Origin of the sequence: Actinospineispora acaciae DSM 45401 (genome assembly GCF_000620785.1) — a bacterium.
Taxonomy (GTDB): Bacteria; Actinomycetota; Actinomycetes; order Mycobacteriales; family Pseudonocardiaceae; genus Pseudonocardia; species Pseudonocardia acaciae.
This window is the reverse complement of sequence record NZ_JIAI01000016.1, coordinates 56,730-80,430: the sequence shown is the minus strand read 5'-3', so window position 1 is coordinate 80,430 and position 23,701 is coordinate 56,730. Positions and strand designations below refer to the sequence as shown.

Annotated in this window: 21 protein-coding genes; 14 read left to right on the top strand and 7 right to left on the bottom strand. The window is 72.8% G+C overall.

Annotation, left to right across the window (positions count from 1 at the left end; translation table 11 throughout):
* Positions 1 to 3: 3 nt before the first annotated feature.
* Together N912_RS0141400 and N912_RS61195 are read left to right on the top strand one after the other, a co-directional pair.
* Positions 4 to 2,775, top strand: a complete 2,772-nt coding sequence (locus N912_RS0141400; RefSeq protein ID WP_028927061.1) for a DEAD/DEAH box helicase — start codon at positions 4 to 6, stop codon at positions 2,773 to 2,775.
* 65 nt (positions 2,776 to 2,840) lie between these two features.
* A complete protein-coding gene (locus N912_RS61195) occupies positions 2,841 to 3,380 on the top strand; it encodes a DUF4333 domain-containing protein (RefSeq protein WP_084211726.1) in 540 nt (179 codons plus the stop codon).
* Between the two features lie 5 nt (positions 3,381 to 3,385).
* On the opposite strand, the gene N912_RS0141390 is transcribed toward N912_RS61195, so the two are convergent.
* Entirely contained in the window at positions 3,386 to 4,360 is a 975-nt protein-coding gene (locus N912_RS0141390; RefSeq protein WP_028927060.1) for a 5'-3' exonuclease, read from the bottom strand.
* Positions 4,361 to 4,445: 85 nt separating this feature from the next.
* Between N912_RS0141390 and N912_RS57915 the strand changes: the two genes are divergently transcribed.
* A complete protein-coding gene (locus N912_RS57915; RefSeq protein ID WP_156994336.1) occupies positions 4,446 to 4,961 on the top strand; it encodes a DUF6069 family protein in 516 nt (171 codons plus the stop codon).
* 3 nt (positions 4,962 to 4,964) lie between these two features.
* Here N912_RS57915 and N912_RS0141380 read toward each other — a convergent pair whose 3' ends face one another.
* Positions 4,965 to 5,504, bottom strand: coding sequence for an NUDIX hydrolase (locus N912_RS0141380; protein ID WP_028927059.1), 540 nt, complete (start codon positions 5,502 to 5,504; stop codon positions 4,965 to 4,967).
* Positions 5,505 to 6,041: 537 nt separating this feature from the next.
* Here N912_RS0141380 and N912_RS57910 point away from each other — a divergent pair.
* The gene (locus N912_RS57910; RefSeq protein ID WP_281176360.1) at positions 6,042 to 8,243 is read left to right on the top strand and encodes an ATP-binding protein; all 2,202 of its coding nucleotides are present in this window, start codon (positions 6,042 to 6,044) and stop codon (positions 8,241 to 8,243) included.
* Here N912_RS57910 and lysS read toward each other — a convergent pair.
* Positions 8,240 to 11,524 (bottom strand): lysine--tRNA ligase, encoded by a 3,285-nt coding sequence (gene lysS / locus N912_RS61190; protein ID WP_051581519.1) that lies wholly within the window; start codon positions 11,522 to 11,524, stop codon positions 8,240 to 8,242. The two genes, N912_RS57910 and lysS, sit on opposite strands and share 4 nt — an antisense overlap.
* Positions 11,525 to 11,560: 36 nt before the next feature.
* Between lysS and N912_RS0141365 the strand changes: the two genes are divergently transcribed.
* On the top strand, positions 11,561 to 12,682 hold the full coding sequence (locus tag N912_RS0141365) for a M24 family metallopeptidase (RefSeq protein WP_028927058.1): 1,122 nt from the start codon (positions 11,561 to 11,563) through the stop codon (positions 12,680 to 12,682).
* Here the strand turns inward: N912_RS0141365 and N912_RS0141360 are convergent.
* Positions 12,648 to 13,622: an adenylate/guanylate cyclase domain-containing protein gene (locus tag N912_RS0141360; RefSeq protein ID WP_028927057.1), complete on the bottom strand. Its 975-nt coding sequence runs from the start codon at positions 13,620 to 13,622 to the stop codon at positions 12,648 to 12,650. The genes N912_RS0141365 and N912_RS0141360 overlap by 35 nt on opposite strands.
* A 54-nt stretch (positions 13,623 to 13,676) precedes the next feature.
* On the opposite strand from N912_RS0141360, the gene N912_RS0141355 reads away from it, so the two are divergent.
* From N912_RS0141355 to N912_RS57895, 5 genes are all read left to right on the top strand, one after another.
* Positions 13,677 to 14,315: a hypothetical protein gene (locus tag N912_RS0141355; RefSeq protein WP_028927056.1), complete on the top strand. Its 639-nt coding sequence runs from the start codon at positions 13,677 to 13,679 to the stop codon at positions 14,313 to 14,315.
* Between the two features lie 29 nt (positions 14,316 to 14,344).
* The gene (locus N912_RS0141350; protein WP_028927055.1) at positions 14,345 to 14,719 is read left to right on the top strand and encodes a BlaI/MecI/CopY family transcriptional regulator; all 375 of its coding nucleotides are present in this window, start codon (positions 14,345 to 14,347) and stop codon (positions 14,717 to 14,719) included.
* Positions 14,716 to 15,612: a M56 family metallopeptidase gene (locus N912_RS0141345; protein WP_028927054.1), complete on the top strand. Its 897-nt coding sequence runs from the start codon at positions 14,716 to 14,718 to the stop codon at positions 15,610 to 15,612. Before N912_RS0141350 ends, N912_RS0141345 begins: the two co-directional genes overlap by 4 nt.
* Positions 15,613 to 15,754: 142 nt before the next feature.
* Positions 15,755 to 16,885, top strand: a complete 1,131-nt coding sequence (locus N912_RS57900; protein WP_051581517.1) for an MGDG synthase family glycosyltransferase — start codon at positions 15,755 to 15,757, stop codon at positions 16,883 to 16,885.
* Between the two features lie 29 nt (positions 16,886 to 16,914).
* Positions 16,915 to 17,799, top strand: a complete 885-nt coding sequence (locus N912_RS57895) for a DMT family transporter (protein WP_051581516.1) — start codon at positions 16,915 to 16,917, stop codon at positions 17,797 to 17,799.
* Between the two features lie 5 nt (positions 17,800 to 17,804).
* On the opposite strand, the gene N912_RS0141330 is transcribed toward N912_RS57895, so the two are convergent.
* Positions 17,805 to 18,125, bottom strand: a complete 321-nt coding sequence (locus N912_RS0141330; protein WP_028927053.1) for an ArsR/SmtB family transcription factor — start codon at positions 18,123 to 18,125, stop codon at positions 17,805 to 17,807.
* 30 nt (positions 18,126 to 18,155) lie between these two features.
* Positions 18,156 to 18,644 (bottom strand): gluconokinase, encoded by a 489-nt coding sequence (locus N912_RS0141325; RefSeq protein ID WP_028927052.1) that lies wholly within the window; start codon positions 18,642 to 18,644, stop codon positions 18,156 to 18,158.
* 122 nt (positions 18,645 to 18,766) lie between these two features.
* Between N912_RS0141325 and N912_RS57890 the strand changes: the two genes are divergently transcribed.
* The 4 genes from N912_RS57890 (at position 18,767) to N912_RS57880 (ending at position 22,880) form a co-directional block, all read left to right on the top strand.
* A complete protein-coding gene (locus N912_RS57890) occupies positions 18,767 to 20,191 on the top strand; it encodes a pyridoxal phosphate-dependent decarboxylase family protein (protein ID WP_051581515.1) in 1,425 nt (474 codons plus the stop codon).
* A gap of 2 nt (positions 20,192 to 20,193) precedes the next feature.
* Entirely contained in the window at positions 20,194 to 20,844 is a 651-nt protein-coding gene (locus tag N912_RS66160) for an MFS transporter (RefSeq protein WP_245645807.1), read from the top strand.
* Positions 20,841 to 21,356, top strand: coding sequence for an MFS transporter (locus tag N912_RS66155; protein ID WP_245645805.1), 516 nt, complete (start codon positions 20,841 to 20,843; stop codon positions 21,354 to 21,356). Before N912_RS66160 ends, N912_RS66155 begins: the two co-directional genes overlap by 4 nt.
* 132 nt (positions 21,357 to 21,488) lie before the next feature.
* On the top strand, positions 21,489 to 22,880 hold the full coding sequence (locus N912_RS57880) for a cytochrome P450 (protein ID WP_051581535.1): 1,392 nt from the start codon (positions 21,489 to 21,491) through the stop codon (positions 22,878 to 22,880).
* On the opposite strand, the gene N912_RS0141305 is transcribed toward N912_RS57880, so the two are convergent.
* Positions 22,826 to 23,644 carry an NAD-dependent epimerase/dehydratase family protein gene (locus N912_RS0141305; RefSeq protein WP_028927051.1) on the bottom strand — a complete coding sequence of 273 codons (819 nt, stop codon included), beginning with the start codon at positions 23,642 to 23,644 and terminating at the stop codon, positions 22,826 to 22,828. The genes N912_RS57880 and N912_RS0141305 overlap by 55 nt on opposite strands.
* Between the last annotated feature and the right edge of the window lie 57 nt (positions 23,645 to 23,701).

The window sequence follows — 23,701 nt, the reverse complement described above, 5'->3', positions numbered from 1 at the left end:
AGGGTGGCCAGCCGTTCTCCCGCCCAGGCGTACGCCGAGTCCCGGGATCGTGCCGCCCGGCCCCGGCTCGCCGACTTCGCCGGCATCCTGCCGTTCGACCTCGACCCGTTCCAGCGTGACGCCTGCGCCGCGCTGGAGGACGGGCACGGCGTGCTGGTCTGCGCGCCCACCGGGGCCGGCAAGACGGTCGTCGGGGAGTTCGCCGTGCACCTGGCGCTCGCCCAGGGCGCGAAGTGCTTCTACACCACGCCGATCAAGGCGCTGTCCAACCAGAAGTACGCCGACCTGGTCGCCCGCTACGGCCCCGACCAGGTCGGCCTGCTGACCGGGGACACCTCGATCAACGGCCACGCGCCGGTGGTGGTGATGACCACCGAGGTGCTGCGCAACATGCTCTACGCCGGCTCGCCCACGCTGTACGGGCTGGGCTACGTGGTGCTCGACGAGGTGCACTACCTGGCCGACAGGTTCCGGGGCGCGGTGTGGGAGGAGGTCATCCTGCACCTGCCGTCGGACGTGGCGGTGGTCGGTCTGTCCGCGACGGTGAGCAACGCCGAGGAGTTCGGCGACTGGCTGGTCGCGGTGCGCGGGGACACCGCGGTGGTGGTGGACGAACACCGGCCGGTGCCGCTGTGGCAGCACATGATGGTCGGCTCCCGGCTGTTCGACCTGTTCGCCGGCGAGGACACCTCCGGGCGGCTGCGGGTTGACCCGGGCCTGGTCCGGCACGCCGAGGAGCAGGGCAGGCGGTTCGCCGGCTGGGACCGGCCGCGCGGGCGCTCCGGCGGGCGGCGCGGCGGCGGGCGGGTCGGTGGGCGGGTTGGTGGGCAGCGCGCCGAGCGGTTCCGGCCGCCGTCGCGGGTGAGCGTGATCGACAGGCTGGACCGCGACGGGCTGCTGCCGGCGATCACGTTCGTGTTCAGCCGGGCCGGCTGCGATGCGGCGGTAGGCCAGTGCGTGCGCTCCGGGCTGCGCCTGTGCACCGACGAGGAGGCCGCGCGCGTCCGCGAGATCGTCACCGCCCGCACCTCCGAGCTGCCCGAGGCGGACCTGGGGGTGCTCGGCTTCTGGGAGTGGCGCGAGGCGCTGGAGCGCGGCGTGGCGGCGCACCACGCCGGGCTGCTGCCGGCGTTCAAGGAGACGGTGGAGGAGCTGTTCACCCTCGGCCTGGTCAAGTGCGTGTTCGCCACCGAGACGCTCGCGCTGGGCATCAACATGCCGGCCCGGACGGTGGTGCTGGAGCGGCTGGTGAAGTACAACGGCGAGTCGCACGCCGAGCTGACCCCGGGGGAGTACACCCAGCTCACCGGCCGCGCCGGGCGGCGCGGCATCGACATCGAGGGCCACGCCGTCGTCGTCTGGCAGCCCGGGGTGGACCCGGTGCAGGTGGCCGGGCTGGCGTCCACCCGGACCTACCCGCTGCGCAGCTCCTTCCGTCCCGGCTACAACATGGCCGTCAACCTGCTCGGCCGGCTGGGCGCCGAGGAGTCGCGGGTGCTGTTGGAGCAGTCCTTCGCCCAGTTCCAGGCGGACCGCTCGGTGGTCGGGGTGTCCCGCAAGATCGAGCACAACGCCGAGGCGCTCGCCGGCTACGCCGCGTCCATGCATTGCCACCTTGGCGACTTCGCGGAGTACGCCTCGCTGCGCCGGCGCATCGGCGAGCGGGAGCGGGCGCTGAGCAGGGGCAGCGCGGCGGCCCGGCGGGCGGCCACCTCCGACTCGCTGGCGGTTCTGCGCCCCGGAGACGTGATCGCGGTGCCCACCGGCCGCCGCGCCGGGCTGGCGGTGGTGCTCGACCCCGGCCTGGACCAGCCCGGCGAGCCGCACCCGCTGGTGCTCACCGAGGACCGCTGGGCCGGGCGCCTGTCCGCCGCCGACTTCACCGGCCCGGTCGAGGTGCTCGGCCGGATGCGGCTGCCCAAGCGGGTGGAGCACCGGGTGCCCCGGGTCCGCCGCGACCTGGCCTCCAGCCTGCGCAACACCGGCATCCGGCCGCCCGCCGCCCCCCGCAAGCGCCGCTCGGACGCCGCCGACGACCGCGAGCTGGCCGAGCTGCGCCGCCAGATGCGCGCGCACCCCTGCCACGGCTGTGACGACCGGGAGGCGCACGCGCGCTGGGCCGAGCGCCACGACCGGCTGGAACGGGACACCGAGCGGCTGCGCCAGCAGGTCCGCGCCACCACCCACTCGCTGGTCCGCGCGTTCGACCGGATCACCGCGCTGCTGCGCGAGCGCTCGTATCTGGACGGCGACACGGTCACGCCGCACGGGGAGGTGCTGTCCCGGCTCTGGGGCGAGTCGGACCTGCTCGCGGCCGAGTGCCTGCGCCACGGCGTGTGGGACGGCCTGGAGCCGCCCGAGCTGGCCGCCGTGGCGTCCGCGCTGGTGTACGAGTCGCGGCGGGTGGAGGGCGGGATGGCCAGGGTGCCGGCCGGCCCGGTGGCGTCCGCGCTGGAGGCCACCGTGCGGCTGTGGTCCGAGCTGGAGTCCGACGAGCGCCGGCACAAGGTGGACCGGACCCGCGAGCCCGACCTCGGGTTCGCCTGGCCGGTCTACCGCTGGGCGCGCGGGCAGTCGCTGGCCGCCGTGCTCACCGCCGCCGACGAGAACGGCCAGGAGCTGTCCGCCGGCGACTTCGTGCGCTGGTGCCGCCAGGTGGTCGACCTGCTCGACCAGATCGCTGAGGTGGCCGGTCCGTCCGATGCGGTGGGTGGCGCGGCGGAGCGCGCGGTGCACGCGATTCGACGGGGTGTGGTGTCCATCGGCGCGGCGTGACCGCTCGGCGCGGCGTTTCGTGTTTCGATTCGGGCCATCTCCGTAGTCGATCTCGAAGGGTCGTGATGAGCAGCCCAACGGATGCCGCTCGGCCGCCGGTGCAGACAGTGCAGACCTCGGTCCGGCCGCGCCACGCCGGCCCGCCGGGGCGACCGTCGCCGCCGTACGACCAGCCCTATCCGCCGCCGCCTCCGTACGCCGGGCCGTCCGTGGAGCCGTCTCCCGATCCGTTCGCCGACTCGCCGACCGAGCCGCTCCGGGCGGTCCCCGTCCCGCGCCCGCCGTCCGACGCGGTGCCGAGCTGGCTGGTCGCCACCGTGCTGGGCACCCTGCTGGTCGGGGTGGTCGGCCTGCTCGGGTTCGTCAATCCCGGGTTCTTCGTCACGCCCGTGCTGGACCAGGCCGCCGTGCAGAACGGCGTCAGCACGATCCTGCGCGACGACTACCGGTTACCGGACGTGACCGCCGTGACCTGCCCCGCCGGCCAGAAGGTGCTGCCCTCGGGCAGGTTCTCCTGCGTCGCGGTGATCGGCGGGAAGAGCTCGGACGTCCCGGTGGTGATCCAGGATCGCACCGGCCGCTACCAGGTGGGTCGTCCGTTGTAGGACGTCTAGAGTGCCAGCGCGGTGGTCAGGCGTTCGATGGAGCCGCCGAGCCCCCAGCGTTCGCTCAGCTCGGCCAGCTTGTCGGGGTCGGCGGGCGTGTTCGGGATCGTGTCCGGGCGGTCGAGCTGGACGGGGGCGTCGGTGGCCACCCTGACCACCTGTTCGACCACGGCGAGGTAGTCGGCGGACGCGGCGAGCTTGGTGCGGACGCCGGCGGCCATCCTGGCGTCGGTCCGGTCGGCGACCGCGGCGCGCAGCTCGTCCCACGAACCGAACCGGGACACCAGCGTGGCCGCCGTCTTCTCGCCGACCCCGGCCACGCCGGGCAGCCCGTCCGAGGGGTCGCCGCGCAGCATGGCCATCTCGGCGTACGCGTCGCCCGCGCGCCCCGCCGGCAGCTTGTACTTCGCCGCGAGCTCGTCCGGCCCGAACACCTCGGCCTTGGCGAGCCCGCGCCCGGCGTAGACCACCCGCACCGAGTTCGGTTCGTCGCGCACCACCTGGAGCAGGTCGCGGTCCCCGCTGACCACCTCGACGGGGTGTTGACGTTCTTGTGCGCAGAGCGTGCCGATCACGTCGTCGGCCTCGTAACCCTCCGCGCCCCCGGTGGCCAGCCCCGCCGCCGCCAGCACCTCCAGGATGATCGTGACCTGCGGAGCGAGCGCCTCCGGCACCGCCTCCGCCGGCCCCGCGCCGCCCACCAGCAGCCCCGCGCTGGTGCCGACCAGCGTTCCCTCCGCCACCCGGTGCGTCTTGTACGACGGAATGGCGCGCACCCGGAACACCGGCCGCCAGTCCAGGTCCAGACAGGCCACCAACCGCGCCGGCCGCCGCTCGGTGATCAGCCGGGACACCATGTCGGTGAACCCCCGCACCGCGTTCACCGGCGTACCGTCCGGCGCCTTGATGGAGTCCGGCACCCCGTAGAACGCGCGGAAGTACAGGCTGGCGGCGTCCAGCAGCAGCAACGGTTGGCTCACCGGCACATCCTGCCAGTTTGCACATTCATACGATCGGGGTGACCCCTGTATGGCGTCCGGACGCCGCTAGCGGCACCATGTGCGCGTGGTTGGCGACTTTCGCGGTCAAGGTCCTGAAGACGAGTACGGGAACCCCCAGGGTGGCTACCAGCCGCCCGCGCCGGTTCATACGCAGGTGAACGCCGGCCGGTTGTGGGCGGGGGGAGTGGCCGCCGCCGTGGTCGCCGCCCTGATCGGCGTGGTGGGCGTCCTGATAGCCCGGGCCATGTTCCAGCTGGCGGTGCTCTCCCCGAAGACGAACGGTGCCTTCGGCGACGAGAAGACGATCACCCTCTGCGTGGTCGCCGCCGTGGCTGCCCTGTTGGCCACCGCGCTGGCGCACCTGCTGCTGGTGAGCACGCCGAGCCCGCTTTCCTACTTCGGCTGGATCGTCGGCCTGGTCACCGTGGCGGCCGCCGTCGTGCCGTTCCTGGGCTCCGGCACCTGGCCGGTCCACTTCGCCCAGGCGGTCATCCACGCGGTGATCGGCATGGCGATCGGCGGCCTGGTCAGCAACGCCGCCGCCAGCGCCAGCCGCCTGGAGCTGGACAAGCGCCGCTGACCCCTACCGGGTCGCGAGCACCAACGCCAGGGCCGTCATCGACGGCCCGTCCGGAACGCTGCCCTCAACCAGCAGCTCCCGCACCCGCTCCCGCCCCACCCATTCCACCCTGCTGGCCTCCGCCGGATCCGGCTCCCCCGTCCGCCGGACCCCCGACGCCAGGAACAGGTGAAACCTCCCCGAACTGATGCCGGACAGCGGGTTGATCGTCGTCAACGGCTCGACCGTCGACGCCCGGTAGCCCGTCTCCTCCTCGATCTCGCGGCGCATGGCCTCCGCAGGGTCCTCGCCGTCGTCGCACCACCCCGCCGGTATCTCCCACCCCCAAGCGCCCGTGGTGAACCGATGCCGCCACAGCAACAACACCCGGTCCCCGTCCACGACGACCGCCCCCACCGACGCGCGCGGAAACCGCAGAACATGATGCGCGAACCTCGGACCCCCAGGGATTTCGACGTCATCGAGATCCACGTTGACCCAGGCGCTCTCGTACACCCGCCGTGAGCCGTGCACCGTCCACATGGTCGTGTCCTCGCCCGCCATGGATCTCAGTATTGCCGCTGAATCGGAACCCGACGTATCCCAGTGGCCGGCGGCGCCGAAGGCGTCGTCGGGCGTCGAGCCCGTGCCCAGCCATCCCAAGCCGACCATCTGGCGCTCGTCCAAGCGGGTGTCGAACCCGGGGCCAACCCATCGAACCCCGGCCGCCGCCCCGGGAGGGCGCCGGACGACGAACCGCCGCCGTTCTAGACACGGCGGTTTCCCGGTTACGAACTGCTGATGATGACCGGGTACGCATGTGTGGCGACTGGAAACGCACTTCGCCGTGGCCGGACCGCGGTAGTGTGAGCGGACACGCGCGTTCCGTGATCGGAGAGTAACGGAATGTCCGAACCTCATGCCCGGTCGCACGCGGATACTCATTCGGAATTGACGGGGTTGGCGGGCGACGTCGTACAGGCGCGGGATGTGAGCGGGGGTGTGCACTTCCACCAGCCCGGGCGGAGGCCCAGTGACGCGCCTCGTCAGCTTCCGGCCGATGTGCGAGGGTTCGTCAACCGGGTCAGTGAGCTGGAGCGGTTGGACCGGGTGCTGGCGCAGGGGGAGGTCGACGTGAATGCGGTGGCCGTGTCGGTCATCGCGGGCACCGCCGGGGTCGGCAAGACGTCGCTGGCCATCCACTGGGCGCATCGTGTCCGAGAGCGGTTTCCCGACGGGCAACTGTACGTGAACCTGCGTGGCTACGATCCGGGCATGCCGGTGACGGCGGATCATGCGCTCGATCATTTTCTGCGGGCGCTCGATGTTCCGGCCGGGCGGATTCCCAACGATGTCCATGCCAAGGCGGCGCTGTATCGGTCACTGGTCGCGGACCGGCGCATGCTGATCATTTTGGACAATGCGGCGACGGTCGGGCAGGTCCGGCCGTTGCTGCCGGGGACGGCCGGCTGCCACGTGCTGGTGACCAGCCGCCGCCACCTGCCGAGCCTGGTGGTGCGGGAGGGCGCCCACCGGATGGGCGTGGACATGCTCTCGGACGACGAGTCGGTCACGTTGCTGCGCACGGTGACCGCCGACTACCGGGGGCAGGACGACCTCGCCGAGCTGGCCGAGCTGGCTCGGTTGTGCGCCCGGCTGCCGCTGGCGTTGCGGATCGCCGCCGAGCGCGCCGCGAGCCGGCCACGGATGCCGCTGCGTGAGCTGATCCGGGACCTGCGGGACGAGTCCTTGCTGTGGGACGCGCTCTCCAGCGAGGACGACGAGGAAGCGGACGCCGTGCGTACCGTGTTCGCCTGGTCGTATCGCGCCCTGCCGCCGGACACGGCGCGGATGTTCCGGCTGCTGGGGCTGCACCCGGGGGCCGAGTTCAGCTTGGAAGCGGCCGCCGCGCTGGCCGCCGTCCCGGTGGAGGAGGCCCGGCACCTGTTGGATGCGCTCATCGGGGCGAACCTGCTGGAGTACGTGGGGTCGGGACGTTACCAGTTTCATGATCTGATGCGTGCTTACGCGAGCGACCAGGCGCACCGCGAGGAGCCGGCCGACGAACAGCGCGTGGTGCTGCGCCGGGTGCTCGACTGGTATCTGCACTCCGCGTCCGCCGCCAGGCGCGCAATTGCGCCGGAGAGATACTCCTTAAGGATCGATCTCGAGCCGGCGGGGCGCGGAGTTCCTGTCGCTGCGTTCGACGAACAAAGTCAGGCGACTCGCTGGTACGAAACCGAGCGAGCAAACCTGATGGCGGCTGCACACGCGGCGGCTACCGCGGGATTCGACCGGGTCGCGTGGCGAATCCCGGCGGTGCTTGCGGAGGTCAATGGAAACCGTGATCCGTTGAGTGGCTGGCTCGAAGTCGAACGGATCGCCCTGGCGGCGGCGCGGCGCTGCGGTGACAAGCTCGGTGAGGCCCTGATCCATCAGAACTTGGGAGTCAAGTTCAGATTGTCTCATCGGACCTCCGAGGCTGTTGGCAGCTATCGCTCCGCCGAAGAGCTCTTCGGAGAACTCGGTGATCAGCTGGGTCTCGTTCTGTCGATGAACGGTGTCGGGCTGACCTTCTTACTCGAGCGCAACTACGATGAAGCACGTGTTTACTTTGAGCGTGCGCTCGACATTGCTAGAGAATTAGATAATAAGTATCTTGTGGCAATCTTATTTACGAACCTGGGCGATTCGCTTCGGCGTGTTGGTCACCCTCAGCAAGCCGAGGGGCACCTTCAGCGCGCTGTCGCAATGTTGCACGACCTCGGTGACGAACTGGAAGAATCGTTCGCGGGGCACTGGCTCGCTGTCACGCAAATCGAGCTCGGGCAGGTCGCGGCGGCACGGGAAACCCTTCAGCGTGTGCTGGCTGTAGCCCGCGACCACGACAATCCGATCGCCGAGTCGTTTGGGCTGCTCCACCTCGGCATGCTCGAGCTGGTGGAGGGGGCACCGGAGGACGCGCTGGTGTCCAGCCAGCGGGCCACCGTCATGTTCCGCCAGATCGGGTACCGGGGCAGGGAGGCCGAGGCGTTGGTGGTCACCGGGGAGGCTTACGAGCGGTTGGGGCGGCTGGACGAGGCGGTCGGCTTCTACCGGCGGGCCGCGGCGATACAACGCGAGGTCGGTGATCGTTGGTACCTGCCGGTGGCGCTCGACAAGCTTGCGAGCGCGCTCGAACTCATGGAACGGCCGGACCAGGCGCGGCAGGTGTGGCGGGAGGCGTTGCCGCTGCTCGCGGACATTGCTGGGCCGCGAGCCGAGGGACTGCGCGAACGGATCGAGCGGCGGCTGTCCGGCTAGGGCGACGGGCGGGCGCCGGACGGGGCGGAGACGCCGCCGACGGCCTTGGGCACGAGCAGGTCGCCGATCACGGGCACGGCGAGGAAGCCTTCCGCGCCGGCGTAGAGCAGGCCGACCTTGGGCAGGTCGGTGGGGCGGCGGTAGGCGAGGACGCGGGGCAGCCACTCCGGGTCGAACTTGGCGTTGAAGTCGCGCAGCGAGCGGATCTGGAAGAACGGGTTGAGCATCCCGACCAGCTTGCGGGCGACGCGTTCGGCGGGGGTGAACGGGACGTCCTCGGCGAACAGCCGGCCCCACATCGCGAAGTTCATCGACAGCCGCACCACGCCCCGCTCGCCCAGCGCGCGGGCGGTCTCGGCGATGAGGAACTCGGTCATGCCGTTGGGAGCGTCCGGGTCGTGACGCATCACGTCGAGCGTGTAGCCGAAGTCCGGCCCGTACGCGGGCACCAGGCGCAGGAAGCCGCCGGGCCTGTCGTCGGCGTCCAGGGCCACGCAGAGCAGGAACTCGGGGTTGGCGCCCTCGCCCTTGACGTCCTGGCTCAGCGACATGGTGAACCCGCGCTCGGGGGCCTTGCCGCGCCAGCGGGCGCTGATCGCGTTCAGCTCGTGGACCAGCCGGGGCGGGGCGTTGGCCTCGGTGAGCAGCTGGAAGCGGTACTGGCGGCCCACCCGCCGGGCCGCCGCGCGCACGCTCTTGGGACGGCTGGACAGGTCGAACGTGTCGCAGCGCAGGATCGCCTCGTCGCCGAGGTAGAACGCGCGGAAGCCGCGCGCGGCGAACAGCGGGAAGTCGGCCTCCCGGATGGCCAGGAACGCGGGGTTCCAGGCCCGCTCGTCGCACATCGCCAGGAACTCGTCGAGCAGGCCGGGCAGCGACTCCGGGGCGCCGATCGGGTCGCCGGCGACCAGCGCGTACCCGCCCACGTAGGTGTAGGCGAGCATGGCCTCGCCGTCCGAGGCGAAGAAGAAGCTCTTGTCGTCGCGCAGCGAGAAGTAGGCCAGGGTGTCCCAGCCGTAGGTGTGCACCAGGCGCAGCGCGCGCCGCCAGTCGGTCTCGGTGCGCGGGCCCCTGGCGCGCAGCGGACGGAACACCAGCACCGCGAACACGACCAGGCCGAGCACGCCCAGCGCCAGCAGCGCGGCGGTGAAGATGAGCTCGAACCGGGGCTGCAGGTAGACGTACTCGCCGTCCAGCCCGATCAGGCCGTTCATCACGGTGCTCATCGCGTCGGGCACGTTGAACGCCGGCCGCAGGTGGCGCCGCTCCAGGTAGAGGCTGCCGACGCCGACGAGCATCACCGACGCCAGGTAGGTCGGCACGAACCTGGCCAGCCGCAGCAGCGACGGCGGGTCCGGGGCGGCCCGGAACCGGTCCTGGGTGAGCACCAGGGCCACCACCATGGCGAAGTTGCAGACGGTGGGGAGCACGTGCCAGCCCTTCACCGCGTGCGCCACCGTGCCGACGGCGAACAGCACTATCGCGATCCGCCACGCCGCCCGCTTGCGCTTGGCCAGCTGGTCGGCCAGCAGCAACAGCCCGAGCCCGACCAGCACGGACAGCACCTGGCCGGCCACCGCGAACCAGGTCGGGTCGAACGCCTGGGCGACCGGCAGGAACCGCTGCTTCCACGACGGCCGCAGCACCATCAGCTCCAGCAGGCCACTGACCGCGGTGAGCCCGGCGATCAGCCGCACCGGCCAGCGTGGCTCGTCGGTGGTGGCGGGCGGTCGCGGCCTCGGGACCGGGGCGGGTTCGGACACGTCGTCGGGTGCCGGCGTGGGCGGCAGCACGGGGCGGCGCACGGCGTCACGAGGGTGGACGGGGGACTCCGGGCGCATGGTCGGGAACAGGATGACCTCGCGGATGGAGTCGACCCCGGCGAGCAGCATCACCAGCCGGTCCAGCCCGATGCCCAGGCCGCCGGTGGGCGGCAGGCCGTGCTCCAGCGCGCGGATGTAGTCCAGGTCGATCTCGCCGGCCTCCGGGTCGCCTCCGGAGCGCGCCGCAGCCTCGGCCTGGAACGCGGCGAGCTGGGCGGCGGGGTCGTTCTGCTCGCTGTAGGCGTTGCACAGCTCGAAACCGGCGACGATCAGCTCGAACCGCTCCACGTAGGCGGGGTCGTCGCGGTGCTCGCGGGCCAGCGGGGAGACCTCGCGCGGGTAGTCCAGGCAGAACACCGGGCCGGTGATGTCGTGCTGGACCTTCTCGTCGTAGACCTCCTTCATCAGCCGCCCGGCGCCCCAGCCGGCCAGGTACGGGATGCGCAGCTCGTCGAGGATCTCCCTGGCGTCCTCGATCGCCATGTCCGGGTGCATCCGGGCGCCGGTCTTCTGCTCGATCAGGTCGGCGAACCGCAGCCGGGGCCACGGCGCGGCCAGGTCGATCGGCCGGCCGGCCATCCGCACCACGGTGCCGCCGGTGCTGGCCCGCGCCGCGTCCCGCACCAGGTCCTCGACCAGCGCCATCATGTCGTGGTAGTCGGCGAACGCCTGGTAGGCCTCGAGCAGGGTGAACTCCGGGTTGTGCCGGGTGTCGACCCCCTCGTTGCGGAACACCCTGCCGATCTCGAAGACGCGCTCCATGCCGCCCACCACCAGCCGCTTGAGGTGCAGCTCCAGCGCGATCCGCAGGTACAGGTCGGCGCCCAGCGCGTTGTGGTGGGTCACGAACGGCCGGGCCGAGGCGCCGCCCTGGATGGCCTGCAGCACCGGCGTCTCGACCTCGGTGAAACCCCGCTCGGACAGGTTGAGCCGGATGGCCGCGATCGCGGCGTGGCGGATCCGGAAGATCTCCCGGGTGCGCTCGTTGACCTGCAGGTCCAGGTAGCGGCGGCGGTAACGGGCCTGCACGTCGGTCAGGGCGCGCGGCGGCGGGGCGAGCACCGAGGCCAGCGGCACGAACGAGGTGACCCGCACGGACAGCTCGCCGCGCCGGGTGGTCATCACGGTGCCCCGGGCGCCCACCCAGTCGCCCCGGGACAGCGCGTCGAACTCCCGGTGCACCCGGGCGCCGAGGGTGCCGGTCTCGACGAACAGCTGGACCTCGCCGGTGCTGTCACGCAGCGTGGCGAAGGTGAGACCGCCCTGGCGGCGGATCGCGCGCAGCCGGCCGGCGATGCTCACCTCGCGGTCGGTCTCCCGGCCCGGCTCCAGGTCGCCGAACTCGAACCGCAGCCGCGCCGCCGACGTGTCGGTGTCGTACCGGTAGGGCCGGACCGGTTCGATGGGGGTCCCGAGGCGCGGGGTGGATCGCTGTTCGAGGCCGCTGGAAGGGACCACCCGGCCACGATAAACCCGGACCGTAAGCTGACCGGCATGAGCGTCCCCGCCGAACTGTTGGCCGAGCGCCTGCACAGGGCCTCCGAGGAGGCCGCCCGCCAAGACGTGGACCTGCTGGTCATCACCCCGGGTACCGATCTTCGGTACCTGTTGGGGAGCACGGCCAGCACGCACGAGCGGCTGACCTGCCTGGTGTTGGCCGCCGAGGGGCACCGCGCCCCGCCGGCGCTGGTGGTGCCCAGGCTGGAGGCGCCGGGGTTGGCCGGCCTGCCGCTGGACAAGCTCGGCATCGAGGTCATCACCTGGACCGACGGCGAGGACCCCTACCTGTTGGTGAGCGACCTGGCCGGGGTGCCCAGGCGGGTGGCGGTCAGCGACACCATGCCGGCGGTGCACGCGTTCGGGCTGCGCGACACGCTGCCCGGGGTGTCGCTGGGGCTGGCCGGCGGCGTGCTCGCCGAGCTGCGGATGCGCAAGGACGCCGCCGAGGTGGCCGAGCTTCGTACGGCGGCGGAAGCGATCGACAGGGTGCACGCCCGGATGGGGGAGTTCCTGCGCCCGGGCCGCACCGAGGCGCAGGCCGGCGCCGACATCGCCGAGGCCATCGTCGCGGAGGGCCACACCGGCGTCGAGTTCGTGATCGTCGGGTCCGGGCCGAACGGCGCCAGCCCGCACCACGAGCTCTCCGACCGGGTGATCCAGCCGGGCGACGTGGTCGTCGTCGACATCGGCGGGGGGTTGGCCAGCGGCTACAACTCCGACTGCACCCGCACCTACGCGGTCGGGGGAGAGCCGGCCGAGGAGATCCGGCGGACCTACCGGGTGCTCCAGGAGGCCCAGGAGGCGGCCTGTCGGGCCGTCCGCCCCGGTACCAGCGCGGAGTCCGTGGACGCGGCCGCCAGGGAGATCATCTCCGCGGCCGGGTTCGGCGAGCGGTTCGTGCACCGGACCGGGCACGGCATCGGGCTGGACGTGCACGAACAGCCGTACATCGTCGGCGGGAACGACCTGGAGCTGGCCCCGGGCATGGCGTTCAGCGTGGAGCCGGGCATCTACCTGGACGGCGAGTGGGGCGCCAGGATCGAGGACATCGTGGTGGTCACCGAGGACGGCGGCGAGCGGCTCAACACCCGCCCGCGCGACCTGGTCGTGCTCTAGGCCGGCGCAGCGCCCACGAGGGCAGCCGGGGGAAGCCGCGCTCGGTGAGCGGCCGGCGCGGGCGCAGCTGGAAGCGGGCGTCGCCGTCCAGCGCGGTGGCCAGCGAGCGTTCGACCAGGATCCGGCCCGGCCGGGCGTGCCGGCACAGCCGCGCCGCCGCGTCCACCACCTCGCCGTAGACGTCGCCGAACCGGGTCAGGGTCGGCCCGAGGGCCATGCCGGTGCGCAGCTCGGGCAGCGCGGCGGCCTCGGTGGTGCGGTCCACCAGGTCCAGGGCGAGCGCAGCCGCGTCCGCCGGGTCGTCGGTCACGAACAGCACGGCGTCGCCGACGGTCTTGACGATGCGGCCCCGGTGGTCGGCCGTCACGTCGGCGGCGATGCCGTGGAACAGGTCCACCATCTCGGTGAGCTGGCCCGGGCTGAGCCGGCGTGCGGTGCGGGTGAACCCCACCAGGTCGGCCGAGCCCACCACCAGCGTGCGCAGGTCCGCCTCGTCGGGGGCCAGGGTGAGCAACCGGCCGGCCGCCGCGGCCAGGTGCCGGCGCCACACGTGGTTCTGCAGGCTCTCCAGCACGGGCAGCACGCCGCGCAGCTCGGCCGGCCAGTCCTCCGGGCCGTCGCGGCGGTCGGCGGACAGCTCGTAGAGCAGCTCGGCCTGCCAGGTGGCCAGCCCGGCCATGGCCTGCGCCATCGAGCGGATGACCGCCTCCTGCACCTCGACCGGCACCAGCCCGGACGAGCTGAGCCGCTCCAGCCGGCGGATCGCGGCCACGTCGCCCTGGGTGAAGACCACGTCGTCCTCGCCGACGTCGGCGAAGCCCATCGACCGCCACAGCCGGCGGGCCCGTTCGTCCTCGATCCCGGTGATCTTGTGTACCTGGCGACGGTCGTAGCGGCGGGTCCCGTGCAGAACGGCCTGTTCGACGTCCCGATCCGACACGGGGAGAAGATTATCTTCTCGCCGGGGACGGACCCGTCTGGTACCACTCGTCGGGTGGATCTGACTGCCGCGTCCCGGGACTGGCAGGACCGAGGGTTCGCCGTTCTTCCCGGCTATCTGCCCGCCGAGGCGCTGGAGCCGGCGGTGTCCGAGCTGGGGCTGGTGTTCCCGTCCGCGCAGGGATTTCACGACGGTGACGACCCACGGCGGGAGCGTTACCTGGGTGACGAGTTCGCCGGCATCGACAGCCTCCCGTTCGCCAGCACGGAGCTGAGCCTGCTCGCCGTGCACGAGCGCCTGATCGCCCTGGCGCGGACCCTGCTGGGACCGGAGCTGTACGACGGCGAGGTGTCCGCCGCCGGCCCGGCCGGCACGGTGGTGGCCTTCGAGCTGGGCACCTTCCACCGGGGCACCGCCGTGACCAGGCCTGGCGGCGCGCGGTACACGATGCACCTGAGCTACCGCAACGCCGAGGCGGAATGGGGCCACCGCCACGCCTGGGCGGCGCGCAGCCACGAGCGGGCCTGGCGGCGGTTCGTCGAGCGAGCCGCGCCGGACCAGCTCGCGCTGTTTGGTTTCCCGCTCCCCGGGCACCCGTACTGGACGCCGGAGACGCTGGCCGGGGTCGCGTTGCGTTATCCCGGCCTCGACCTGTCGCCGTGGCGTGCCCGTGCGCCTCGGGGCACCCACTAGTCTGTGACCGGCCGAGAGGAGAGGGCGCGATGACCGAATCGGCGCGGGTTCCTCCCCGCCGTGGCGCTGGGGAGCTGGAGTCCGAGGTGCTTGCCGCGCTGTGGGCGGCCGGCCACCCGCTCACCACCGCCGACGTGCAGCGCGCCGTGGACGCCGACCTGGCCTACAACACGGTGCAGACCATCCTGGCCCGGCTCTACGACAAGGGCCTGGTGGGCCGCGCCGCCGAGGGCCGACGCCACCTGTACCACCCGATCAAGGGGGCGGAGGAGCTCGCCGCCGAACAGATGCAGGCCCTGCTGCGGCGCGGACCGAACCGGCAGAGCGTGCTGCAGCGCTTCGCCACCGCGTTGTCCGAGGAGGACGCGGAGGCGCTGCGCGCGATCCTGAGGCGCCGCCGGTGACGGTGAGCGTGTACGTGCCGGTGGCGCTGTCCGTACTGGTGGCGGCGATCAGCTGGCTGATGGTGGCGCGGTTGTCCCCCACAAGGGGCACGGTGCTGACCATGCTCGGCGCGGCGGTCCTCTCCGCCGCGGGCACGACGTGGGCGTTGTTGCTGCTCGCGCTGTCCCTGCTGGGGTTCACCGAGCTGGCGGAGGCGGAGGCCAACGAGCGCGGCGTCCACCTGGTGCAGCCGGTGCCCGGGGTGGTCGGCGCGGTGGCGGCGCTGGCGCTGGGGTACGGCGTGGTGCGGGTGGTACGGGCGGTGCGGGCGCGCGGTGCGACGCGGCGTGAGCTGCGGGCGCTGTGTGACACCTGCGGGGCCGGTGAGCTGGCGGTGGTGCCGGTGGCGGCGCCGCACGCCTTCGCGGTGCCCGGGCGCCCGGGTCGGGTGCTGATCACCCAGGGCCTGCTGGCGCTGCTGGACGGCAAGGAGCGGCGGGTGGTGCTCGCGCACGAGCGGGCTCACCTGACCGGCAGGCACCACTGGCTGCGGGCGGCCGCCGAGGTCTGCGCGGCGATGAACCCGCTGCTGGTGCCGGTCCGGGAGGCGCTGGCGTTCCTGCTCGAACGCAACGCGGACGAGCACGCGGCCAGCGTGAGTGGCAGCCGCGAGGTGACCGCCCGCGCCCTGGCCAAGGTGGCACTCGCCGAAACCAACCGGCCCGCGCCCGCCGGGCTCGGTTTCATCGCCTGCGAGGTGTCCGCCAGGGTCGCGGCGTTGCAGGCCGCCCCGCCCCCGCCCGCCAGGCTGCTGCCCGGTGGGTGTCTACTGCTCGGAATGGCGACGACGGTGGCGGCTGCCCAGGCCACCCTGGCGTTCTACCGTCTGATCCACTGGCTGTGGGGTGGCTGAGGGCTGGGCCGAGGGCTGAGCTGAGGGGTAAGGCACCCTTCCGATAACGAGTGATCGGATGTCGCTAAACTCTTACACGCTGTAGGAGTTCTGCTCTCATCACCGAACCAACCCAGGGAGTCGAGGGCCGATGGGTCGATCGATGGTAGACGGAACGGCGCAGGTTCTGGTCATCTCCGGCAGCGTGGGGGCCGGGCACGACGGTGCCGCCGACGAGCTGATCGCGCGGCTGCGCGGGCTCGGCGTGCGGGCCGAGGTCCGGGACTTCCTGGACGCGGTGCCCTGGTTCGCGCGGCTGGTGCTGCGCGAGGGCTACACGCTCAGCATCGGCTACGCGCCCCGGTTCTTCGACTGGCTGTTCGTCAACCTGGAACGGGCCGGCTGGGTGCAGCGGGTGACGCTCTGGCTGTGCCGGCTGGCCAGGCACCGGGTACGCCGGTGGGCGCGGGGCAGCCAGGTGGTGGTGTCCACCTACCCGCTGGCCAGCCAGACGCTGGGCTACCTGCGCGAGACCGGCACCCTGGACGCGATCACCGTCACGTATCTCACCGACCCGGCCGTGCATCGAATGTGGGTGCACCCCTCCGTGGACCATCACCTGACGGTGACCGAGGCGACCTCCCGGATGGGCCGGTTGGTGTACCGGACGCCGATGCGGCCGGTCGGCGGGCTGGTCTCGACCCGGTTCGGCGAGCGGCTGCCGGCCGAGCGCCGCCGTGCCCTGCGCGCCGAGCTGGGTCTGGCGGCGGACCGGCCGGTCGCGCTGGTGGTGGCCGGCTCGCTCGGGCTGGGCGACGTGCCGTCCTCGGTGCGCGAGATCGCCGGCACCGGCGCGACGCAGGTGCTCGTGCTGTGCGGGCGCAACGAGCGGCTGCGCGCCGAGTTCGCCGGCGACCCGGACGTGGTGGCGCTGGGCTGGCGCGACGACGTGCACCAGCTGATGGGCATCGCGGACGTGCTGGTGCACAACGCGGGCGGGCTGACCCTGACCGAGGCGCTCACCGCCGGGCTGCCGGCCGTGACCTTCCGCCCGATCCCGGGCCACGGCACCGCCAACGCCGCCACCCTTGCCGAGGCCGGCCTGGCGCCGTGGCCCAAGGACGTGGCCGAGCTGGCCGAGGTGGTCCGCGAGCACGAGTCGCTGCGCCGCGACCCGAGCTCGGTGGTCAAGGAGCAGGACGCGGCGCGGGCGGTGCTGGCCCTGCTCGCGAGCGCCCCGGCCGCCGGCACGGGCCCACGACCGGGTGGCACCGCTCGCCGCCGAACGGCCTGAGCGCGCTCACGCGTACCGTCGGAGACACCATGACCCTCACCGTGATCGTGTCGCTGCTGGCGGCGACGTGCTTCGGGGTGGCGTCGGTGCTCCAGCACCACGGCGCGCTCCGGGCCCGCCGCCGCGCGCCGCTGCACCCGGGGCTCATGGTCGAGCTGGTCGGCAAGCCGAGCTGGCTGGCCGGCGTGGTCGCGCAGGCCACCGGCGTGACCCTGCACCTGGTCGCGGTGAACCTCGGCCGCCTGTCCGTGGTCCAGCCGCTGCTCACCATCGGCCTGGTGGTCGCGCTGGTGCTGCAGCGGATGGCCGGGCGGCGGGTCAGCCAGCCCGCCATGCTCGCGGCCGGGCTGGTGGTGGTAGGGCTGGCCCTGTTCCTGGCGGTGATGCCGCCCGAGCAGCCCGGCGCGCCGGCCGACGCGGAGGCCTGGACGCCCGGGCTGGCGCTGGTCGGGCTGGTGCTGGCCGGCACGCTCGGCGGCGGGTTGCTGATGCGGGGAACCACGCGGTGCGTGTGCCTGGGCGCGTCGGCGGGCGTGCTGATGGCCACCTCGGCGGCGTTGGGCAAGGCCTGGGGCGCGGTGCTGCACGCGGAGGGCATCCTCGGCCTGGCCACCAGCTGGCAGCTCTGGGCGGCGCTGGCCTGCGGCGCGGGCGGCACCATGCTCAGCCAGGCGGCGTTCCAGGCCGGCCCGCTGGGCGGCTCGCTGGCCGCGATGATGGCGATCGACCCGGTGATCGGCGTCGGGCTCGGCGTCGTGGTGTACGGCGAGCCGTTCGCCACCGAGGAGACCCTGGGCGCGCGCTGCCTGGGCCTGGCGCTGACCCTGGTCGGGGTGTGGCTGCTGGCGATGGCCCAGCGCGGCTCCGACACCTCCGGCGCGCGAGCCAACCGCGCCGGGCTCGGCACAGGCTGAGGCGGCTACTCGCGCTTTCCGCGGGCGAGCTCGGTGGCCAGGGCGTCGAGGCGCTGGCTCCAGAACCGGCGGAACGGCTCCAGCCACTCGTCGACCTCCCGCAGCGGGGCGGAGTCGACGGCGTAGAGCCGCCGGGTGCCCTCGGCGCGCACCGTGGCGAAGCCGTTGTCCCGCAGCACCCGCAGGTGTTGGGACACCGCAGGCTGGGAGATGCCGAACTCCCGCTGGATGACCGCGCAGATCTGCCCGGAGCTGCGCTCACCGCCCGCCAGCAGCTCCAGGATCCGGCGCCGTACCGGGTCGCCGAGCACATCGAAGGCGTGCACGTTCTTAGTTTAAGGTGGCTTCTATATTAGTCAAGGCTGATATTCATGGAGGGCCGCCGCGACGATGCGCTCGGCGGGTTCGGATGCGTCGACGGTGAGGCCGGGCTCGTCGGCGCCGAGCGGTTCGAGGGCGGCGAGCTGGGAGTCGAGCAGCGACGCGGGCATGAAGTGGTCGGTGCGGTGGCGCAGTCGTTCGGCCAGCACGTCGTGGTCCACCCGCAGGTGCAGGAACCACACCGGACCGCCGCCGCGCAGCACGTCGCGGTACCGCCGCTTCAACGCCGAGCAGCCGAGCACGCCCCCGCTCGCGGCATGCGCCCCGACCCACTCCGCGAGCGTGTCCAGCCACGGCCACCTGTCCTCGTCGGTGAGCGGCACGCCCGAGCTCATCTTGCGGATGTTCGCCTCGGGGTGGAACCGGTCGGCCTCCGCATACGTCACTCCCAGCCGCCCGGCCAGCACACCCCCCACGGTGGACTTCCCAGCCCCCGACACCCCCATCACCACGACAACGGTCATCGTCCGTACCTCCTCGGTGGCCGGCGGCCCACACACCCGGTTCGTGCCCGGCACACCTGCTTCAGTGCGTGTGCGGGGTATGGAGTGGGTGTGCGGTGCGCACGAGCTTCTATGGTGCGCTCATGGACGAGTTGGGGGCGGACGTTGCCGACCTGGTCGCTGACTACCTGGCCTCGGTACCGAAGCGGCCGGTCTGGCAGCCGGTGCCCGCCGAAGAGCGGGACTGGCTGGCCGGCCAGGCCCTGCCGCCGTCCGGACGGCCGCTGGAAGACCTGGTCACCGACATACGCGAACGCGTGTTGCCGTACCCGATGGGCAACGGCCACCCCCGGTTCTTCGGATGGGTCAACTCGCCGCCGTCGCCGGCCGGGGTCCTGGTCGAGCCGCTGGCGGCCGCGTTCAACCCGAGCTGCGCGGGCGGCGAGCACGCCGGGCCGCTGTTGGAGCGGACCGTCGTGCGCTGGCTGGCCGAGCTGGTGGGCTTTCCGCATCCGCCCGGCGGCGGCCTGCTCACCAGCGGGGCCTCGATGGCGACCATCGTCTGCCTGGCCGCCGCCCGCCAGCGCGCCGCCCGAGCCGACGGCTGGGACGTCAGGGCGGACGGCCTGTCCGGGCAACCACCGCTGGTGCTCTACGCCTCCGCCGAGGGGCACAGCTGCCTGCCCAAGGCCGCCGAGCTGCTCGGGCTTGGCTCGCGCAACGTGCGGACGATCCCGGTGGACGCCGCGTTCCGGATGGACGTGACGGCGCTGCGGGCGGCGGTGGCCGAGGACCGCGCGGCCGGGCGGCGCCCGTTCTGTGTGGCCGCCAGCGCCGGGACGGTGAACACCGGGGCGGTGGACCCGCTCGACGAGATCGCCGAGGTGGCCGCCGCGCACGACCTGTGGTTCCACGTCGACGGCGCGTACGGCGCACTCGGGGCGGTCACCGACGCCGCGACCTTCGGCGGGCTGGAGCGCGCCGACTCGCTCGCCCTGGACCCGCACAAGTGGCTGGGCGTGCCGGTGGACTGCGGATGCGCGCTGCTCGCCGACCCGACGATCGCCCGCGACGCGTTCAGCCTGGTGCCGTCGTACCTGCGTGACGAGGGCGCGGACGGGCTCGGCTGGTTCTCCGAGTACGGGACGGAGCAGACCAGGCCGTTCCGGGCGCTGCGGGTCTGGGCCACGCTGTCGCACCTGGGCCGGGACGGGGTCGTCGCGCTGGTCGAGCGGACCACCGGCCTGGCCAGGACGCTGGCCGGCATGGTCGAACGGGCCGAGGACCTGGAGCCGCTCGCGCCCGTGACCACCTCGATCGCCGCGTTCCGCTACCGCCCGCCCGGCGCGATTCCGGACGAGCGCCTCGACGAGCTCAACCGCGCCATCCCAGCCGAGGTGCAGCGCCGCGGCCGCGCGTTCCTGACCGGCACCAGGCTCGGCGGTGCCGAGGCCTTGCGCGCGTGCATCCTGAACCCGGCGACCACCGAGGAGGACCTCGCGATCCTGCTCGACGAGATACGCGCGGCGGCCGCGACGCTGCTGGTGACGGCGTCGCGGCCGGGCTAGGCGTGCGCGAGGCCGCCCGCGCGCGGGTGGGGGTCTCGCTGGTCTTCGGCGTGTGCGGCGCGGGGTTCGCCACCTGGGCGGCACGGGTGCCGGCGGCGCAACAGCGCCTCGGGCTGAGCCCCGGCGAGCTGGCCGTCGGCCTGTTCGCGCTGGCCGCCGGCTCGGTGGTGGCGCTGGTGGCGGCCGGCCCGGTGATCGGGCGCATCGGCAGCCGGCGGGGCGTGGTCGCGGGCGCGGCCGTCCTGTGCGGCGGGCTGCCGCTGGTAGCCCTCGCGCCGGACCTGGGCGTGTTCGTGGCGGCGCTGGCCGTGCTCGGGGTCGGCAACAGCCTGCTCGACGTGTCCATGAACGCCCACGCGGCCCGGGTGGAGGAGCGCTACGGCCGGCCGATCTTCGCCGGCTTCCACGCGTACTGGAACATCGGCGGCCTGGTCGGATCCGGCTCCGGCGCGCTGCTGGCCGGTGTGCCGATCTCGGTGCACTTTCCGGTGGCCGGCGCCGTGCTGCTGGCCGCCGCGCTGGGGCGGCCGGGCGGCTGCTGCTCACCGGACCGGACCGGGGCCAGGGGAGCGGCGCGTTCTCGCTGCCCGGCCGCTCGCTGCTGCCGCTGGGGATCGTCGCGTTCTGTGGGTTCCTGGCCGAGGGCACCGTGAACGACTGGAGTGCCGTCGTGCTGACCAGCGCTTCCGGCGCGAGCGAGGCCGTCGCGTCGATGGGGTACTTCGCGTTCTCGGTCACGATGATCGGCGTGCGGCTGGTCGCGGACCGGCTCACCGGCCGGCTCGGCGAGGTGGCGGTGGTCAGGGCCTCGGTGCTGGTCGCCCTGGCGGGGTTCGGGCTGGTGACCACGGTCCCGGTGCCCTGGGTCGGGGTGGTCGGGTTCGCGGTGGTCGGTCTGGGCATCTCGGCGGTGGTGCCGCTGGCGTGGAGCAGCGCCGGGCGGCGTGGCCGGGATGCGCCGGGGAGGGCCATCGCGGCCGTGGCGACGTGCGGGTACCTGGGCTTCCTGGTGGGTCCGGCGCTGATCGGAGCGCTCGTGGACCGGATCGGGCCTCGGCCGGCCGTCGCGGTGGCCGGCCTGCTGCTGGTGCCGGTGCTCGTCCTTGCGCCAAGCATGCGACAAGGCTCACCGGACCGGCGTAACGAATCACGCAGCGTGATATAGGAATCGTCCTTCCGAGTCCTGTTCGACGTTCCGCTGGTCGCCGCCGGCTCTCCTCCGTACTGTTCGATATAACGCGAGGACGACGTGGTCCGCTCGCGATTTCCGGCGCATCTTACCCTTCGCGAGGTGGTCATGCCCGAAACAGTTGAGGTGCCTACGGCTCCAGGTCGGTTGCCGCTGGTAGGGCACCTGTTCAAGCTGTTGGGAAACCCCATGCCGTTCCTGGAGTCGTTGCGCGCCCAGGGCGATATCGTGCGGGTTTTCTTCGGCCCGCTCGAGGTGTACGTGATTCTGCGGCCCCAGCTATTCCACGAGGTGCTGGTGCGAAAGTCGGGCGCATTTCGCAAGGGCCGGTTGCTGGACAAGGTCCGGTCGTTCCTGGGCAACGGACTGCTGACCTCGGAGGGGGAGTTCCACCACCGGCAGCGCCGGCTCATGCAGCCGGCCTTCCACCGTAGGCGAATCGCCGAGTACGTCGACCTGATGCGGCGCAACGCCGAGGGCGCGACCGCCGACTGGCGCCCGGGCCAGGCCGTCGACCTGCAGGAGCTGTTCGACGACCTGTCGCTGCGCAACGTCTCGGAGGCGCTGTTCTCCTCGGAGCTCGGGCAGGCCTCGCACGACGAGGTGCTGCGGTGGCTGCGGGTGGTCATGCGCGGGGCGGCGATCCGCACCCTGGCCCCGACCGACCTGCTGCAGAAGCTGCCGACCCCGGGGAACCGGCGGTTCGACGAGGCGAACACCCGGTTCCGGCGGGTCGTCGACGAGGTCATCCGCACCTACCGCGCGGACGACGTGGACCGGGGCGACCTGCTCTCCATGGTGCTGGCCGCGCGCGACGAGGAGACCGGCAGGGGCATGACGGACGCCCAGGCCCGCGACGAGCTGCAGACGCTGCTGCTGGCCGGCGCGGAGACCACGGCGAGCGCGATGGGCAGCCTGTTCCACGAGGTGAGCAGGCATCCCGCCGTGGCGCGCCGGCTGCACGGCGAGCTGGACGAGGTGCTCGGCGGACGCCCGCTGCGCTACGAGGACATCGCCCGGCTGGAGTACACCCGGTGCGTGGTCGACGAGGCGCTGCGGCTGGCCACGCCGGTCTGGATGACGATGCGCCGCACGGCGACCGAGGTGACCCTGGGGGAGGCCCGGCTGCCGGCCGGCGCGGAGATCCTGCTCAGCTTCCCGGTGGTGCACCGCGACCCGGACGCCTACCCCGATCCGCTGGCCTTCGACCCGGACCGCTGGCTGCGCCGGGGACCCCGGGACCTGCCGCCCGGCGCCTACCTGCCGTTCGCGGCCGGCAACCGCAAGTGCATCGGCGACCACTTCGCCTGGATGGAGCTGCTCGTGACGATGGCCGTTATCGGCTCGCGCTGGCGGCTGGAGCCCGCGCCCGGCCACCGCCCCAAGCGGATCTACCGGACGGTCACCCGGATGAGCCGGCTGACCATGACGGCCGTGCCGAGGGCTCAGACCGGGTTGTGCTTGCCCAGCGGGGCCGTGCAGAACCCGCCGCCGACGTAGTGCAGCTCCGCCGGGTCCGGCGCGGGCCGGCCGGCCGTGACCTCCTCGGCGAAGCGCTCCGCGTTGTCCTCCGAGCGGTAGCCCAGCTCCTCCGCCTCGGCCAGCGAGAACGTCCGGCGGGTGTTGTCCGAGACGCCCCAGATCAGCCGGTACCCGGGCGACGGCGCGGCCAGGCAGGCCTCGAACAGCCGCGCGCAGTCGTCCGGCGACAGCCAGGTGACCAGCCCGCGCACCCCCAGCCGCAGCGGCGTGTCGAAGCACGAGCCGATCCGGATGGCGATCACGTCCATGCCGAAGCGCGAGTGGTACAGGCTGCCCAGCGCCTCCATGGCCGCCTTGCTCACGCCGTAGTAGGTGTCCGGTCGAGGCGAGGAGTCCGCAGGCAGCGGCGCCTCGTCCGTAGTACGGAAGCCCACCGCGTGGTTGCTCGACGCCAGGATCACCCTCGTCACGCCGGCCATCCGCGCGGCCTCCAGCGCGGTGTGGGTGCCGTCGATGTTGACCTTGAGCGTGTCCTCCCAGGTGTGCTCCCTGCTGTGTCCGCCCAGGTGGATCAGCGCGTCCACCCCGTCGCAGGCCTCGGCCATGGCCGCCGCGTCCGTGACCGACCCGGTGATCACCTCGACCGGCTCGCCGGGCTCGGCCGGTGGCGGCGGCGTGAGGTCCAGCAGCCGCAGCACCCGGCCGTCGCGGCGCATCCGGGTCCGCATCATGGTGCCGACCATCCCGGCCGCGCCGGTGATCAGGACTCGCTGGGTCGTCATAGAGAATACGTCCTCCCTGGTCAGGACCCGTGAGTGGTTAGCGTTGCCATAGCAACG

Coding starts and splice junctions, on each gene's coding strand:
- N912_RS57880 (WP_051581535.1), top strand. CDS start 21,489: ATGCCCGAAACAGTTGAGGTGCCTACGGCTCCAGGTCGGTTGCCGCTG.
- N912_RS61195 (WP_084211726.1), top strand. CDS start 2,841: ATGAGCAGCCCAACGGATGCCGCTCGGCCGCCGGTGCAGACAGTGCAG.
- N912_RS0141350 (WP_028927055.1), top strand. CDS start 14,345: ATGACCGAATCGGCGCGGGTTCCTCCCCGCCGTGGCGCTGGGGAGCTG.
- N912_RS57895 (WP_051581516.1), top strand. CDS start 16,915: ATGACCCTCACCGTGATCGTGTCGCTGCTGGCGGCGACGTGCTTCGGG.
- N912_RS57890 (WP_051581515.1), top strand. CDS start 18,767: ATGGACGAGTTGGGGGCGGACGTTGCCGACCTGGTCGCTGACTACCTG.
- N912_RS57900 (WP_051581517.1), top strand. CDS start 15,755: ATGGTAGACGGAACGGCGCAGGTTCTGGTCATCTCCGGCAGCGTGGGG.
- N912_RS0141325 (WP_028927052.1), bottom strand. CDS start 18,644: ATGACCGTTGTCGTGGTGATGGGGGTGTCGGGGGCTGGGAAGTCCACC.
- N912_RS0141365 (WP_028927058.1), top strand. CDS start 11,561: ATGAGCGTCCCCGCCGAACTGTTGGCCGAGCGCCTGCACAGGGCCTCC.
- N912_RS0141380 (WP_028927059.1), bottom strand. CDS start 5,504: ATGGCGGGCGAGGACACGACCATGTGGACGGTGCACGGCTCACGGCGG.
- N912_RS0141305 (WP_028927051.1), bottom strand. CDS start 23,644: ATGACGACCCAGCGAGTCCTGATCACCGGCGCGGCCGGGATGGTCGGC.